Consider the following 13,940-nt stretch of genomic DNA (forward strand, 5'->3'; position numbering starts at 1 on the left):
GGCCCCTCGGGCGTCCGGCCCGGCCGACGAGCGGAGCGTGCGATGGAGCAGGTGAGCCAGGCCCCCGACAGCACCCCACGGCGCCGCAGCGCCCGCATCCTCGGCGCCACCCTGCTCTCCGGACTGCTGCTCGGCGGAGCCGTCCCCTACGTCACCGGCACCGACAGCAGCTACCTCAGCTACCTGGTGCTGGACGAGCGCGCCGACGCCCAGGGCGCCGACCACGCCGCCGACCAGGTCCGGGCGGCCGGCGGGCAGGTCGTCCAGGGCTACCCGCAGATCGGCGCCGTGCTCGCCTATGCCGACGGCAGGTTCGCCGAGAAGCTGCGCGCCCGGCCCGGGATAGCCGCGGTCGGCGCCACCCGCACCGTTCCCGTGCCGTCCCCGCCCCGGCCGCTGGCCGGCGCCGCCTTCGGACCGGGTGCCGGCACCACCGACGCGATCGAGGCCCAGGACGACAGCACCGCCACCGTCCCCGACCCGGGCGAGCACAGCGACTGGAACCTCGCCATGATCGGCGCCGTCGAACGCCCCGTCGGCCACGCCGCGCTGCTGCACCCGCCGCTGGACCGCCCGGCCGACCGCTCCGCCGACCGCACCGGCGCCGTCCCCACCGCCCAGCAGCTGTCCCAGGTCACCGTCGCGGTGCTCGACTCGGGCGTCGACGACACCCACCCCGACCTGCGCGAGGCCGTCGACCCCGCCGCCTCCGCGTCCTGCGCCGACGGCCGCCCCGACTCCCGCAGCGGCGCCTGGCGGCCCGACCCGGCCATCAACGAGAGCGGCCACGGCACCCACGTCGCCGGCATCGTCGGCGCCGCCCGCGACGGCCACGGCGTCACCGGCGTCGCCCCCGGCGTGCGGATCGCCGCCGTCCGGCTGCTCGGCCCGCTCGGCCAGTACTACGCGGAGAACATCGTCTGCGGCATGCTCTGGGCCACCGACCACGGCGCCCGCGCCATCAACGACAGCTACTTCGCCGACCCGTGGAAGTACAACTGCCCCGAGGACGCCGACCAGGCCGCGCTGATCGCCGCCGTCGGCCGCGCCGTCGCCTACGCCCAGCGCAAGGGCGCCGTGGTGGTCGCCTCGGCCGGCAACGACGCCCAGGACCTCGCCGCCACCCGGCCCGACCACCGCAGCCCCAACGACCGCACCGGCGGCCCCCCGCAGGACCGCGAACTCGGCACCGAATGCATCCGGCTGCCCGGCGAACTGCCCGGCGTGGTCACCGTCGGCGCCGTCGACCGCAACGGCTTGCCCGCCTCCTACAGCAACTACGGCCGGGGCCGGATCTCCCTCACCGCACCCGGCGGCGACCCGGACGGCGGCACCGACGGCGCCGTCATCTCCGACTGGCCCGGCGGCAAGTACGCCGCCCTGGCCGGCACCTCGATGTCCGCCGCCCACGTCACCGGCGCCGTCGCCGTGGTCGCCGCCCAACACCCCGACTGGGACCCCGACCGGATCACCGCCGCGCTCACCCGGGCCGCCGACGGCAACTGCGTGCAGACCCTGCCGGTCGGCTGCGAGAACCGCGACTACTACGGTTCCGGCATCCTCGCCCTGCCGCACTGACCTGCCGGTACCGGATACTGGGCGCATGAGGCTGACCGAATTCTGGCGACGGATGCACCTGCACTTCGGCGAGGCGTACGCGGAGTCCTTCGCCCAGGACCACGTGATGGCCGAACTCGACGGCCGCACCGTCCGCCAGGCACTGGACGCCGGCTGGGAGGCCAAGGACGTGTGGCGAGTGGTCTGCGTCACCCAGGGAGTGTCCGCACAGCTGCGGTGACCCGATTCTCCGGCCGTTGGGTGAGACTTGGTCGGTGGCCAGCAGTGCAGAGACCCCCGACCAGCTTTCCGACGAACACCTCCCCGTGAGCGCCCCGCCGGGCGCACAGAGCGGCGGCGACACCGCCGACCCCACCGGCCACCGGCTGCGCCGCGGTGGCGCCGGCAGCGGTGCGATGCCGCGCTGGCTGCCCAAGGCGATGCTGCTCGCACTGGTGGGCGTCGGCCTGTTCCAGCTCGCCGACTGGGCCTTCCACCAGCTGATCAACCTGTTCGTGATGCTGCTGGTCGCGTTCTTCCTGTCGCTCGCGATGGAACCCGCCGTCGACCGGATGGCCGCCCGCGGCGTGCGCCGCGGCGTCGGCACCTTCCTGGTGTTCATCGGCGTCGGCCTGGCCGTCGCCGGCTTCCTCACCGCGCTCGGCACCCTGATGGTCGACCAGGTCACCCAGGTCGCGGGGAAGCTGCCGCAGATGCTGCACGACCTGATCGACTGGATCAACCACACCTTCCACACCGAGCTGTCCCTCGACCAGCTCCAGCACCAGGTGCTCAAGGACTCCGGCACCATCGAGAAGTACGCCCAGCAGGCCGCCGACAACGTCTGGGGCGTCACCGGCACCGTGGTCGGCGGGCTCTTCCAGGCCTTCACCGTCGGCCTGTTCACCTTCTACTTCACCGCCGAAGGCCCCCGGGTGCGGCGCACCGTCTGCTCGATGCTGCCGCCCACCAAGCAGGCCGAGGTGCTGCGCGCCTGGGAGATCGCGCTCGCCAAGACCGGCGGCTACCTGTACTCCCGGGCGGTGCTGGCGCTGGTCTCCACCCTCGGGCACTGGGCGTTCTTCACGATCATCGGACTGCCGTACGCGGCCGCGCTCAGCGTCTGGGTCGGCGTCATGTCGCAGTTCGTCCCCACCATCGGCACCTACCTGGCGGGCGCGCTGCCCGTCCTGGTCGCGCTCACCGGCCAGCCGGTGGACGCCGTGTGGGTGCTCGGCTTCGTGATCGTCTACCAGCAGATCGAGAACTACCTGCTGCACCCGCGGATCACCGCCAAGACCGTCGACGTCCACCCCGCCGTCGCCTTCGGCGCGGTGATCGCCGGCGCCGCGCTGCTCGGCGCGGTCGGCGCACTGATCGCCATCCCCGCCGCCGCCACCCTGCAGGGCTTCGTCGGCACCTACGTGCGGCGCTACGAGGTCGAGGACGACCCGCGGATCGACCGCGGCGAGGAGCGCCGCCAGCGGCGACGGGAGGCCGTGCGGCGACTGCGGCAGATGGTGAGCGGCGGGCCGGCCGACGCCGGCGCGGAGCCGGAGGAGCGCCGCTCCGAGGTCTGACCACCCGCACCCCGCACCACGACCGACCTGCCGTCCGGAGACGTCCGGCAGGTCGGTCGTCGCATGAGTAAGCGGTTTGCCCCACCGCTGGGCTCTTGATGGGCGAGGAGGTGTTCATGGGCGACAAACAGATCGGTCCGGACGAGGAGTTCCGGGCGTTCATCGTCGGCGCCTGGCCCTGGCTGCTGCGGACGGCGTACCTGCTGACCGGTGACCAGCACGCGGCCGAGGACCTCGCGCAATCGGCGGCGGAGCGGACCTGCGCGGCCTGGTCGAAGGTGCGCCGTGCCGACGACGCGCACAGCTACGTGCGTCGGATCATGATCAACCAGCACGCCCGCCGCTTCCGGCGCCGTGCACCGGAAGTGCTCGTCGACGCCGTGCCGGACACCGCCGGGACCGAGGACGGGTACGCCCGCTCCGACCAGCGCCGGGTGCTGCTGACGGCACTCGCCGCACTGCCGCCCCGGCAGCGCGAGGCCGTGGTGCTCCGGCACTGGGAAGACCTGACCGACAGCCAGGCGGCCGCCGCCATGGGCTGCTCGACGGGGGCCGTGCGCAGCCACGCGGCCAAGGGGATAGCGAAACTGCGGGCGACCGCGGGGCTGAAGGAACTGACGGACATGACGCGTGTGGGAGGTGCGGTATGACTGCGGGGGAGAACGGAATGCCCGAGGTCGGTGGGGACCAGCCGGTCGAGCTGGGGCTCGCGGCGGCAGCGGAGGCCGTGACGATCGGCCCGGTGCCGGTCGACGGCATCCTGGACGGCGGACGGCGGATCCGGCGCCGGCGCCGCACGATGCTCGGCGCGCTCACGCTGGCCTCGGTGGTGGCGCTGGGCGGCGGCACGGCCGCGGGCCTGTACGGCTTCGGCGGGAACGGTTCGAACGCGCAGGCGGTCCAGGCCGCCGCCGGCGACTGCGCGGGAGCGTCGGCGAAGCCGCAGGCCGACGGGCGGGACCCGCTCAAGCCCCAGCGGCAGATGGTCACGGAGGGCACCACCGAGGGCAAGAAGTGGCAGGTCTGGAAGTCGCACTGGCCGCTCGCCCCGAAGGAGAAGGCGTATGAGCAGGCGGTGGCGATCTGGCAGGAGCGCCACGCCGCGGACCCGTCGCTCGAGAAGCCGACGGAGGCGTCCGTCCAGAAGTCCTGGAGCTCCACCGATGACATCATCGACCTGTACTCGACCGTCGACGGGGCGCGGCAGAAGCGCGACACGCTGGCCGGCATCCCGGCGCCCGGGAAGACTGCTGGGCAGCAGACGAGGAGCGTCCAGCTGAGCGTCTTCGACGGGGCGGGCACGCCCGGCGTGCCGCAGAACACGGTCACCCTGTCGATCGTCGGCCCGGCGCCCGCCAAGGGGGACGGGTGCCAGCCGGGCCAGGGCGCCAGTGGCGCGCCGCAGACCGGGAACAGCCCCGCGGACTCCCAGTACCAGGTGAACGGGGTGCAGACGCGGCCCACCGAGGGCGTCGGCGACTGGCGGTTCGCCGGCCAGCAGAGCGGCACGCCGACGGACTCCGGCCAGCACGGATAAGCAGCGGCCGGTGCGCTGTCGCGGCCCCGTCCCCGGAGGTTCGGGGGGCGGGGCCGCGGTGTGTCGGGTGACCTTCGACTGGATTCGAACGTGTGTTCTTTGTACGCTTCGGCGCAGAGTTTTCCACAGGCCGAGCCCGATCTGGGCCGTTTGTCGGTGGGACGCGCTAGCGTCGATGACGATGAAGCGCAACGGACAGAACCCGAGGGTGGAAGCCATGGCAGGAACGGATCGCGAGAAGGCCCTGGAGGCCGCACTCGCCCAGATCGAACGGCAGTTCGGCAAGGGCTCGGTGATGCGCCTCGGCGAGAAGGCGAACGAGCCGGTCGAGGTGATCTCCACCGGGTCCACCGCGCTCGACGTGGCGCTGGGCGTGGGCGGCATCCCTCGCGGCCGAGTGGTCGAGATCTACGGCCCCGAGTCCTCCGGCAAGACCACCCTGACCCTGCACCTGGCCGCCAACGCCCAGAAGGCCGGCGGCACCGTCGCCTTCGTCGACGCCGAGCACGCGCTCGACCCCGAGTACGCCAAGAAGCTCGGCGTAGACACCGATGCCCTGCTGGTCAGCCAGCCGGACACCGGTGAGCAGGCGCTGGAGATCACCGACATGCTGATCCGCTCCGGCGCGATCGACCTGGTGATCATCGACTCGGTGGCCGCGCTGGTCCCGCGCGCCGAGATCGAGGGCGAGATGGGCGACTCGCACGTCGGCCTCCAGGCCCGTCTGATGAGCCAGGCGCTGCGCAAGATCGCCGGTGCGCTGAACCAGTCGAACACCACCGCGATCTTCATCAACCAGCTGCGCGAGAAGATCGGTGTGATGTTCGGCTCCCCCGAGACCACCACCGGTGGCCGGGCGCTGAAGTTCTACGCCTCGGTCCGCCTCGACATCCGGCGCATCGAGACCCTGAAGGACGGCACCGAGGCGGTCGGCAACCGCACCCGCGTCAAGGTCGTCAAGAACAAGGTCGCCGCGCCGTTCAAGCAGGCCGAGTTCGACATCCTCTACGGCGTGGGCATCAGCCGCGAGGGCGGCCTGATCGACATGGGCGTGGAGCACGGCTTCATCCGGAAGTCCGGCGCCTGGTACACCTACGAGGGCGACCAGCTCGGCCAGGGCAAGGAGAACGCCCGCAACTTCCTGCGCGACAACCCGCAGCTGGCCGACGAGATCGAAGCCAAGATCAAGGGCAAGCTCGGCATCGGCCCGAAGCCGGCCGACGGCGAGGGCGACGCCCCCGCGGTGGAGATCCCGGCCGCGGCCGCCCCCGCCAAGGCGGCCGCCAAGAAGACGGCGGCCGCCGCCAAGGGCTGAACCGTTGACACACCGGCATGACGCCGACCACCCGGCACCGGGCCCGTCCGAGGACGAGCCCGGTGCGGGCGTATGGGCGGACGAGCAGAACGACGCATCCGGCCCGCCGGACTGGTTCGCGGCGGTCGCGGAGGACGACGATCCTTCCGGCCCGCCCGACTGGTTCGCGGCGGTCGCCGAAGAGCCGCCTGCGGCGGGAGATCCGCCTTCGGGCGAGTCGCCCGCGGTGGGGGAGCTGCCCGGGCTGATGCGGGCGTCCGAGCTGGCCGGGGGGCGGCGTCGGCGGCGCAGCGCGCTGGGTGAACTGCCGGTCGCGGCACCGGCGGAGGAGCAGCCGCGGCCGAAGCGGCGGGCGAAGTCCGAGCGTTCGAAGGATTCGGAGCGTTCGGAGGGTCCGGAGCGTCCGGCGGGCGAGGCGGGCGCGCGGGGGAAGCGGCGTGGGCAGGGGGCTGCCGCCGAGCAGGGGGATCCGGCGGAGCGGGCCCGGGACATCTGCCTGCGACTGCTCACCGGGGCCGCCAAGTCCCGCAAGCAGCTGGCCGATGCGCTGCGCCGCAAGGAGATCCCGGACGAGGTCGCGGAGCAGGTGCTGTCCCGGCTGGAGGAGGTCGGGCTGATCGACGACGCCGCCTTCGCCGAGGCGTGGGTGGAGTCCCGGCACGCGGTGCGCGGACTGTCCCGGCGGGCGCTGGCCCAGGAGTTGCGCACCAAGGGCGTCACCGGCGAGACCGCGGAGCAGGCACTGCTGCAGGTCGATGCCGAGGACGAGTCGGAGGCCGCCCGGGCGCTGGTGGCACGGAAGTTGCGCTCCACCGCCGGGCTGGACCGGGAGGTGCGGATGCGCCGGCTGGTCGGGGTGCTGGCCCGGCGCGGCTACTCGGAGGGCCTGGCGTACCGGGTGGTCCGGGAGGCGCTGGACGCGGAGCCGGCGGAGGAGGGCGAGGACTGGTAGCGCGGAGTCTCGGCCGGTGCCGTTCGGCGCTGGCCGGTGCCGTTCCGCGCTGTTCGGCGCTGTTCGGCGGGAGGACATGATGACTGCTGATCGGATCATCGGAGCCAATTCTCGATCGCATCTTGACCGTTTCGTAACCTCGGCCTAGCCTCGCACTCAGTGGCTGGACGATCGCGGAGGTCATCTCAGCGGCCGCGCGCAGGACGGGGAGTGGCCGGATGGGGATCGCTCAGGACACCGGAAGCGGGTCCTCCCTGCTGCTGGTTGCGGGCCTACTGATCGTCGCGCTCGGCCTGGTGCTGGCCGTCGGCTTCCGGATGCTCCGGCAGCGCCGCGCCGAACTCGATCGCCGCGAGGAGCGGTTGACCGCCGAACTCCACCGCCTGCACCAGCACGAGGACGAACTCGCCACCCGCGCCACCGAGTCCGAGCGGGTGCGCGGCGAACTCGCCGAACGGGACACCGAAAGCCGGCTGCTGCTGGAACGCACCGCGGGGCTGACGTCCGCCCAGGCCCGCGACGAAGTGGTCCGCGGCGCCGAGGCCGAGGCCCGCCGGGAAGCCGCGCTGACCGTCCGGGAGATCGAACGGCAGGCCGTCGTCGAGGGCGAGGGCCGGGCCCGCGAGATCATCGCCTCGTCCGTCCAGCGGCTGGCCGCCGAACACACCGCCGAGACCGTGGTCACCACGCTCCGGCTGCCCAGCGAGGACATGAAGGGCCGGGTGATCGGCCGGGAAGGCCGCAACATCCGGGCCTTCGAAGCCGTCACCGGCGTCAACCTGATCGTCGACGACACCCCCGGGCTGGTCCAGCTCTCCTGCTTCGACCCGGTCCGGCGGGAGAGCGCCCGGCTCACCCTGGAGTCGCTGCTCACCGACGGGCGGATCCACCCCGCGCGGATCGAGGAGACGCACGAGCGCAGCCGCAGCGAGGTCGAACGGCTGTGCATCCGGGCCGGGGAGGACGCGCTGCTCACCGTCGGTATCGGCACCGTCGGCGAGATGGCGCCCGAACTGGTGCGCACCCTCGGGACGTTGCGGTACCGCACCTCCTACGGGCAGAACGTGCTCGGGCACCTGGTGGAGTCCGCGCACCTGGCCGGGATGATGGCCGCCGAACTCGGCGTCGACCCCGAGCCCGTACGGCGGGCGGCGCTGCTGCACGACATCGGCAAGGCACTCAGCCACGAGGTGGCCGGCAGCCACGCCCTGATCGGCGCGGAATTCGCCCGGCGGCACGGGGAGTCGGCGGAGGTCGTCCACGCGATAGCGGCCCACCACGGCGAGGTCGAGGCGAAAACCGTCGAGGCGGTGCTCACCCAGGCCGCGGACGCCTGCTCGGCCGGGCGTCCCGGCGCGCGGAAGGAGTCCGTGGAGGCGTACGTTCGGCGGCTGGAGCGGCTGGAGGAGATCGCCCGGGCGCACGACGGCGTCACCAAGGTCTACGCGATGCAGGCCGGGCGGGAAGTCCGGGTGATGGTGCAGCCGGAGAAGGTGGACGACGTGCGCGCTCAGGAGATCGCGCGGGACGTGGCTCGGCAGGTGCGGGAGGAACTGACGTACCCGGGGCAGATTCGGATCACGGTGGTGCGAGAGTCGCGTGCGACGGAGTTCGCGCGGTAGGCGTGACCGGTAGGGCGCGCCCGCGTGCAAGTCATTGTCCTGCGTTGCGACCTCACGGTTGAGCGTCTTCCGATTCGCGCAGTTCCCCGCGCCCCTGGTGGTGCCCTCCCTGGTGGTGCTCGCCCTGGTGGTGCTCGCCCTGGAAGGGCGCGGTGAGGGTGTGGAGGGTTTCGGGGTGGAGGCCGGGGGTGGTGCCGAGGAGGTGGCCGTCGGGGCGGATGAGGAGGACGGTGTGGGGGGTGGCGCCCGGGTAGGCGTCGGTGACCAGGACCTCGGTGGGGACGGGCAGGGCGTCGGCCAGTTCGGTGAGGCGGGGCATCAGGCCGGTGCCGAGCCAGTGCTCGGCGGACCACACGGTGGTGCCGGGGGCGACCAGGAGGAGCAGGAACGCGGTGCCGAGGCGGGCCCGGAGGGTGTCGGCGGTGCCGTCGGCGGTGACCACGGGCAGGTCGGGAACCTGGACGCCGGGGGCGGTCGGGGCGAGCTGTTCGGTGAGTGAGGTGCCGCGGCCGGTGCCACGCTGCTCGGGGAGGCGGACGGCGACGCCGGAGGGTGTCGCCGGGTAGGCGGGGGCGCCGCCGAAGCGGCCGGTGCCGAGCTGGCCGTCGGCGAGCAGCGGAGCGTTCTTGCGGAAGGAGCCGGAGATCAGCGCGCGCCGGGTCTGGGCCCAGCCGCGCAGCGGGCGGAGCAGCGGCATGGTCTGGTCGACGGCGCGCAGGCGGGCGCCGACCGCGCCGCGGCGTTCGGTCTCGTAGCCGTCGAGCAGGGCGCTGTCGGCGGGGGAGCCGCCGGGCGGCAGGTGCCAGGCGAGGGCGAGCCGCCAGGCGAGGTTGTCGGCGTCGCGCAGGCCGTCGGCGAGGTTCTGCATGCCGAGCGCGCCGTGCAGGTGGGCGGCGTCGCCGGCCAGGAAGCAGCGGCCGGTGCGGAAGCGGCCGGCCAGGCGCTGCTGGTAGGTGTGGTCGGCGGCGGCGAGCAGTTGGTGCGGGGGGAGTTCGCCGCACCAGCCGGTGAGCGCGGAGGTGACCCGGGTGAGCAGGGTGTCGCCGGTGACGATGCCCGGCCAGGTGGCGTGCGGGTCGACGGGTTCGGTGGGCTGGGGCCGGCCGGGGGGCAGCCGCCAGTCGAGTCGCCACACGCCGTCGGGCAGCGGGCGGGCGGAGGCTTCGCGGTCGCCGCGCCACGGGGGTTCGCGGTGCAGCCGGGCCTCGCCGGGGAAGGGCAGGTCGACGCGGACGGTGGCGACGGCGTGCCGGTCGACGGCGGGACGGCCGGGGAAGCGGACCTTGAGGAGTTTGCGGACGGTGGAGCGGGCACCGTCGCAGCCGACCAGGTGGCTGCCGCGCCAGCTGGTCTCGCCGTCGGCGGAGGTGGTGCGGACCGTCACGCCGTCGCGGTCCTGGGCGAGTTCGACCACCCGGTGCCGCGGGAGGAGGCGGATCAGCGGGGTGGCGGTGGCGGCGTCGCGCAGGCCGCGCTGGAGGCGGTGCTGGGCGAGGTGCAGGACCGGCTCGTCGTCCAGCGGCAGCCGCAGTACCTCGGCGCGGCGGCGCCAGACGGTGAAGGCGTCCCAGCGGGCGGCGTCGGAGCCGACCCGGGTGTAGCCGATGCGGGCGAGGAAGGCGGCGGTGTCGGAGCCGAGGACGACGGTGCGGGGGCTCTCGGGGCAGACGCCGGTGCCCTCGTCGAGGACCACGCTGGGAACTTCGCTGCGGGCCAGGGCGAGGGCGAGGGCGAGACCGACCGGCCCGGCCCCGACGATGATCACTGGATCCATGTCGGGGCCTTCTGGCCGGCGGTGCCGGCGGCCGTTTCGTCAGCTGCCGGGTGGGAGGTCCCAGGTGGTGTCACGAAGAGCAATGCAACAGATCACCTGGGTGTCCGTCAAGCAGCGGTTGTGCTGCGGCGGCTCGCGCCGCGGCGGCCGCGGGACTCGATCCACCGGGCGAGGGCGGTGAGGGCGAGGCACATCGCGATGTAGATCGGGGTGCCGATCAGGACCACCGGGATGTACGGGTAGCCGTCCGAGTTGGAGGCGATGAGCTTCATCTGCCACAGCAGCTCGGGGTAGGTGATGATGTAGCCGAGCGAGGTGTCCTTGAGGGTGACCACCAGCTGACCGATGATCGCCGGGAGCATCGAGCGGACGGCCTGCGGCACCAGCACGATGCCCATCACCTGGGTCTTGCGCAGGCCCAGGGCGTAGGCCGCCTCGGCCTGGCCGCGGGGGACGGCGTTGATGCCGGAGCGGATGATCTCCGCCTGCACGGCCCCGTTGTAGAGGGTCAGACCGATCACCAGCGCCCACATCGGCTGGGCGCCGAACGCCGCGCGGTACAGCGCGAAGATCATGATGACCAGCGGCATGGCCCGGAAGAACTGGACCACCACATTGCTGGCGACGCGCACCGGGAAGTGGTCGGAGAGCCGGCCGGCGGCGAGCAGCGAGCCGAGGACCAGCGAGCCGACCGCGGCCAGGCCGAAGGCCTCCAGGGTGGACAGCGCGCCGTCGAGGATGCGCTGCTGGACGGCCGTGTACTCGAACGGCGACCAGAGCATGGCGTCGAACTGCCCGGCGTCGGAGAGACGGACGACGACGTACCAGATCAGGCCGGCGATGCCGGCCAGGCCGAGCAGACCGAGGATCAGGTTGCGGACCCGGGCCCGGGGGCCGGGGACGTCGTACAGGACGGAGGCGGCGCGGGTGCTCATCGGGCCACCGCCACACGACGCTCCAGGGTGGAGAACACGGCGTTGATGCTGAAGCTGATCGCCAGGTAGGCGAGCGCGATCCAGAAGAAGATGGCGAAGATGTCGTATGCCTCCTCGGACAGGACCTTCTGGAAGCTGAACAGCTCAGGCACGTTGAAGGCGCCGGCGATGGCCGAGTTGCGGGGCAGGGCGATGAACACCGAACCCATCGGGGCGATCACCGAGCGGGCCGCCTGCGGCAGCACCACCAGCCGGAGGGTCTGGCCGAAGCCCATGCCGAGCGAGCGGGCCGCCTCGGCCTGGCCGATCGGCACGGTGTTGATGCCGGCCCGCAGTACCTCGCAGACGAAGCTGCCGGTGTAGGCGCTGAGCGCGATCACCGCGAGCGTGAAGCTGCTGAAGTGCACGTCCAGCGGCGGCAGTACGAAGGTCACCGCGAAGAACAGCAGGGTCAGCGGGGTGTTGCGGAAGATCGTCACCCAGGCGGTGCCGAATATTCGGAGCACCGGGACGGGCGAGACCCGGAAGGCCGCCAGCACGACGCCCAGGATCAGGGCGAAGAGGGCGCTGAGCGCGCTCAGTTCGATCGTCCGCAGGAAACCCTCGGCGAATGCCGAGAAGTTTCCGTTCTCGAAGATCAATCCCATGCCGGCGGCCCTCCTTTCTCAGTAGTTGGATCTGACCGGACGTCAGCCGGCGATCGGGTCCAGGGCCGGGATGCTCGGCGCGGCGGAGCCGGACAGGCCGAGGGTGGCGTCGTACGCCTTCTTCCAGTCGCCGTTGTCCTCGTGCGCCTTCAGGGCGTCGTTGATCGCCTTCTGCAGCACCGCGTCGCCCTTGTTCAGGCCGACGCCGTAGCGCTCCTCGGAGAAGGGGGTGCCGACGACCTTGAGCTTGCCCTGGTTCTTCGCGGCGTAGCCCTTGAGGATCGAGTCGTCGGTGGTGACCGCGTCGACCTCCTTGGTCAGCAGCTTCTCCACGCAGAGCGAGTAGTTGTCGAACTGGACGACCTTGGCCTCGTACTTCTGGATGTTGGTGATCGAGGTCGAACCGGTGGCGGTGCAGACCGACTTGCCCTTGGTGGACTCGGCGCCGGTGATCTCGGTGTTGTCCTTGTTCACCAGCAGCGACTGGCCGGCGATGTAGTACGGGCCGCCGAACGCGACACCCTTGTCCTTGCGGGTCTGGGTGATCGAGTAGGTGCCGACGTAGTAGTCGACCTGGCCGCCGGTGATCGCGGTCTCACGGTTGGCGGAGGCGATGGTGGAGAACTCGATCTGGTCGGCCGAGAAGCCGAGGTCGGCGGCGATCATCTTGGCGATCTCGATGTCGAAGCCGCTGCGCTTGGTGGTCTGGACGTCCTCGAAGCCGAGGAACGGCTGGTCGGCCTTGGCGCCGATCTTCAGCTTGCCGCGCTTCTTGGCCTCGGTCCACGCCGGCGAACCGTCCAGCTTGGCGTCGGTCTTGACGGTGTAGGTCGGCAGCTGCGGGGCGGCCGAGCCGTTGGGGGCGGCGGTCTCGCTCGGGGAGCCGTCCTTGCCGCAGGCGGCGACAGCCGTCAGGGCGAGAACGGACAGGGTGGCGGCAACAGTGCGACGGGCCTTCATGCGGTCGTTCTTCTCCTCGGGTGGGGGCCACGGCAGGCTCCGGGCCACTGCGAACTGACGATTACTGACGCTTGATCGACTGCGGGACTCAGTGCTGCAGGATCTTGGACAGGAAATCCTTGGCACGGTCGGAGCGCGGCGCGGTGAAGAAGGCGTCGGGGGTGTTCTCCTCGACGATCCGGCCGTCCGCCATGAACAGCACGCGGTTGGCCGCGGAGCGGGCGAAGCCCATCTCGTGGGTGACCACGACCATGGTCATGCCCCGCGCGGCGAGCGAACGCATCACCTCGAGCACCTCGTTGACCATCTCCGGGTCGAGGGCGGAGGTCGGCTCGTCGAAGAGCATCACCTTCGGGTTCATCGCCAGCGCGCGGGCGATCGCCACGCGCTGCTGCTGGCCGCCGGACAGCTGCGACGGGTACTTGTCGGCCTGGGCGCCGACGCCCACCCGCTCCAGCAGCTCGCGGGCCGTCTTCTCGGCCTCGGCCTTGGCGACCTTGCCCACCTTCACCTGGGCGAGCACCACGTTCTCCAGCACGGTCTTGTGCGAGAACAGGTTGAAGGACTGGAACACCATGCCCACCTGGGCACGCAGCCGGGCCAGTTCGCGGCCCTCGGCCGGCAGCGGCTTGCCGTCGACCTCGATCGTCCCGGAGTCGATGGTCTCCAGCCGGTTGATGGTGCGGCACAGCGTCGACTTGCCGGAGCCGGACGGGCCGATCAGCACCACGACCTCACCCTGGGCGATCTCCAGGTCGATGTCCTGCAGCACGTGCAGGGCGCCGTAGTGCTTGTTCACCCCGCGCAGGGCCACCAACGGCGCGGTTTCGCGCAGCTCGACACTGTTCTCGGTCATCGCCGTCCGCTCCCTCGTCCTCCGAACCCGGGGCCAACTCGCTTGGTCCGCAGAGCCGGTGATGGTCCGTCTGATGTCTGGGGGGCCGGAGCCGGCGGAGCTCTCGGCCCCCCGAACGGGGCGACTTTAGGCAGGTACACGACGTCCAGTCAGCCGATCTGAGCTGAACTTGAGGATCACGGTTCGGCTACGCCAGGTAGTCACC

At 72.1% G+C, this 13,940-nt stretch carries 13 protein-coding genes; 8 read left to right on the top strand and 5 right to left on the bottom strand.

Annotation, left to right across the window (positions count from 1 at the left end; genetic code table 11):
- Positions 1 to 42: 42 nt before the first annotated feature.
- The 8 genes from ACFYST_RS28945 (at position 43) to rny (ending at position 8,563) form a co-directional block, all read left to right on the top strand.
- Complete coding sequence (locus ACFYST_RS28945; protein WP_387648720.1) at positions 43 to 1,578, top strand: S8 family serine peptidase; 1,536 nt, start codon at positions 43 to 45, stop codon at positions 1,576 to 1,578.
- Between the two features lie 25 nt (positions 1,579 to 1,603).
- A complete protein-coding gene (locus ACFYST_RS28950; protein ID WP_387648722.1) occupies positions 1,604 to 1,798 on the top strand; it encodes a DUF3046 domain-containing protein in 195 nt (64 codons plus the stop codon).
- A gap of 34 nt (positions 1,799 to 1,832) precedes the next feature.
- Positions 1,833 to 3,137 carry an AI-2E family transporter gene (locus ACFYST_RS28955; protein ID WP_387866595.1) on the top strand — a complete coding sequence of 435 codons (1,305 nt, stop codon included), beginning with the start codon at positions 1,833 to 1,835 and terminating at the stop codon, positions 3,135 to 3,137.
- A gap of 116 nt (positions 3,138 to 3,253) precedes the next feature.
- On the top strand, positions 3,254 to 3,787 hold the full coding sequence (locus ACFYST_RS28960; RefSeq protein ID WP_387648728.1) for a SigE family RNA polymerase sigma factor: 534 nt from the start codon (positions 3,254 to 3,256) through the stop codon (positions 3,785 to 3,787).
- On the top strand, positions 3,784 to 4,674 hold the full coding sequence (locus tag ACFYST_RS28965) for a hypothetical protein (RefSeq protein ID WP_387866597.1): 891 nt from the start codon (positions 3,784 to 3,786) through the stop codon (positions 4,672 to 4,674). Before ACFYST_RS28960 ends, ACFYST_RS28965 begins: the two co-directional genes overlap by 4 nt.
- A 217-nt stretch (positions 4,675 to 4,891) precedes the next feature.
- Complete coding sequence (gene recA / locus ACFYST_RS28970; RefSeq protein WP_387866599.1) at positions 4,892 to 5,989, top strand: recombinase RecA; 1,098 nt, start codon at positions 4,892 to 4,894, stop codon at positions 5,987 to 5,989.
- 4 nt (positions 5,990 to 5,993) lie between these two features.
- Positions 5,994 to 6,941, top strand: coding sequence for a regulatory protein RecX (locus tag ACFYST_RS28975; RefSeq protein WP_387866602.1), 948 nt, complete (start codon positions 5,994 to 5,996; stop codon positions 6,939 to 6,941).
- Between the two features lie 218 nt (positions 6,942 to 7,159).
- Positions 7,160 to 8,563, top strand: coding sequence for a ribonuclease Y (gene rny, locus ACFYST_RS28980; protein ID WP_387866604.1), 1,404 nt, complete (start codon positions 7,160 to 7,162; stop codon positions 8,561 to 8,563).
- A 52-nt stretch (positions 8,564 to 8,615) separates the two neighbouring features.
- On the opposite strand, the gene ACFYST_RS28985 is transcribed toward rny, so the two are convergent.
- From ACFYST_RS28985 to ACFYST_RS29005, 5 genes are all read right to left on the bottom strand, one after another.
- The gene (locus ACFYST_RS28985) at positions 8,616 to 10,337 is read right to left on the bottom strand and encodes an FAD-dependent monooxygenase (RefSeq protein ID WP_387866607.1); all 1,722 of its coding nucleotides are present in this window, start codon (positions 10,335 to 10,337) and stop codon (positions 8,616 to 8,618) included.
- Positions 10,338 to 10,444: 107 nt separating this feature from the next.
- The gene (locus ACFYST_RS28990) at positions 10,445 to 11,272 is read right to left on the bottom strand and encodes an amino acid ABC transporter permease (protein ID WP_387648744.1); all 828 of its coding nucleotides are present in this window, start codon (positions 11,270 to 11,272) and stop codon (positions 10,445 to 10,447) included.
- On the bottom strand, positions 11,269 to 11,919 hold the full coding sequence (locus tag ACFYST_RS28995) for an amino acid ABC transporter permease (RefSeq protein WP_387648746.1): 651 nt from the start codon (positions 11,917 to 11,919) through the stop codon (positions 11,269 to 11,271). The genes ACFYST_RS28990 and ACFYST_RS28995 overlap by 4 nt, the downstream gene beginning before the upstream one ends.
- A gap of 42 nt (positions 11,920 to 11,961) precedes the next feature.
- Positions 11,962 to 12,879, bottom strand: a complete 918-nt coding sequence (locus ACFYST_RS29000; RefSeq protein WP_387866609.1) for a glutamate ABC transporter substrate-binding protein — start codon at positions 12,877 to 12,879, stop codon at positions 11,962 to 11,964.
- 88 nt (positions 12,880 to 12,967) lie between these two features.
- The gene (locus tag ACFYST_RS29005; RefSeq protein WP_387648751.1) at positions 12,968 to 13,735 is read right to left on the bottom strand and encodes an amino acid ABC transporter ATP-binding protein; all 768 of its coding nucleotides are present in this window, start codon (positions 13,733 to 13,735) and stop codon (positions 12,968 to 12,970) included.
- Between the last annotated feature and the right edge of the window lie 205 nt (positions 13,736 to 13,940).

It is taken from the genome of Kitasatospora sp. NPDC004614 (assembly GCF_042873675.1).
In the GTDB taxonomy this organism is placed as follows: Bacteria; Actinomycetota; Actinomycetes; order Streptomycetales; family Streptomycetaceae; genus Kitasatospora.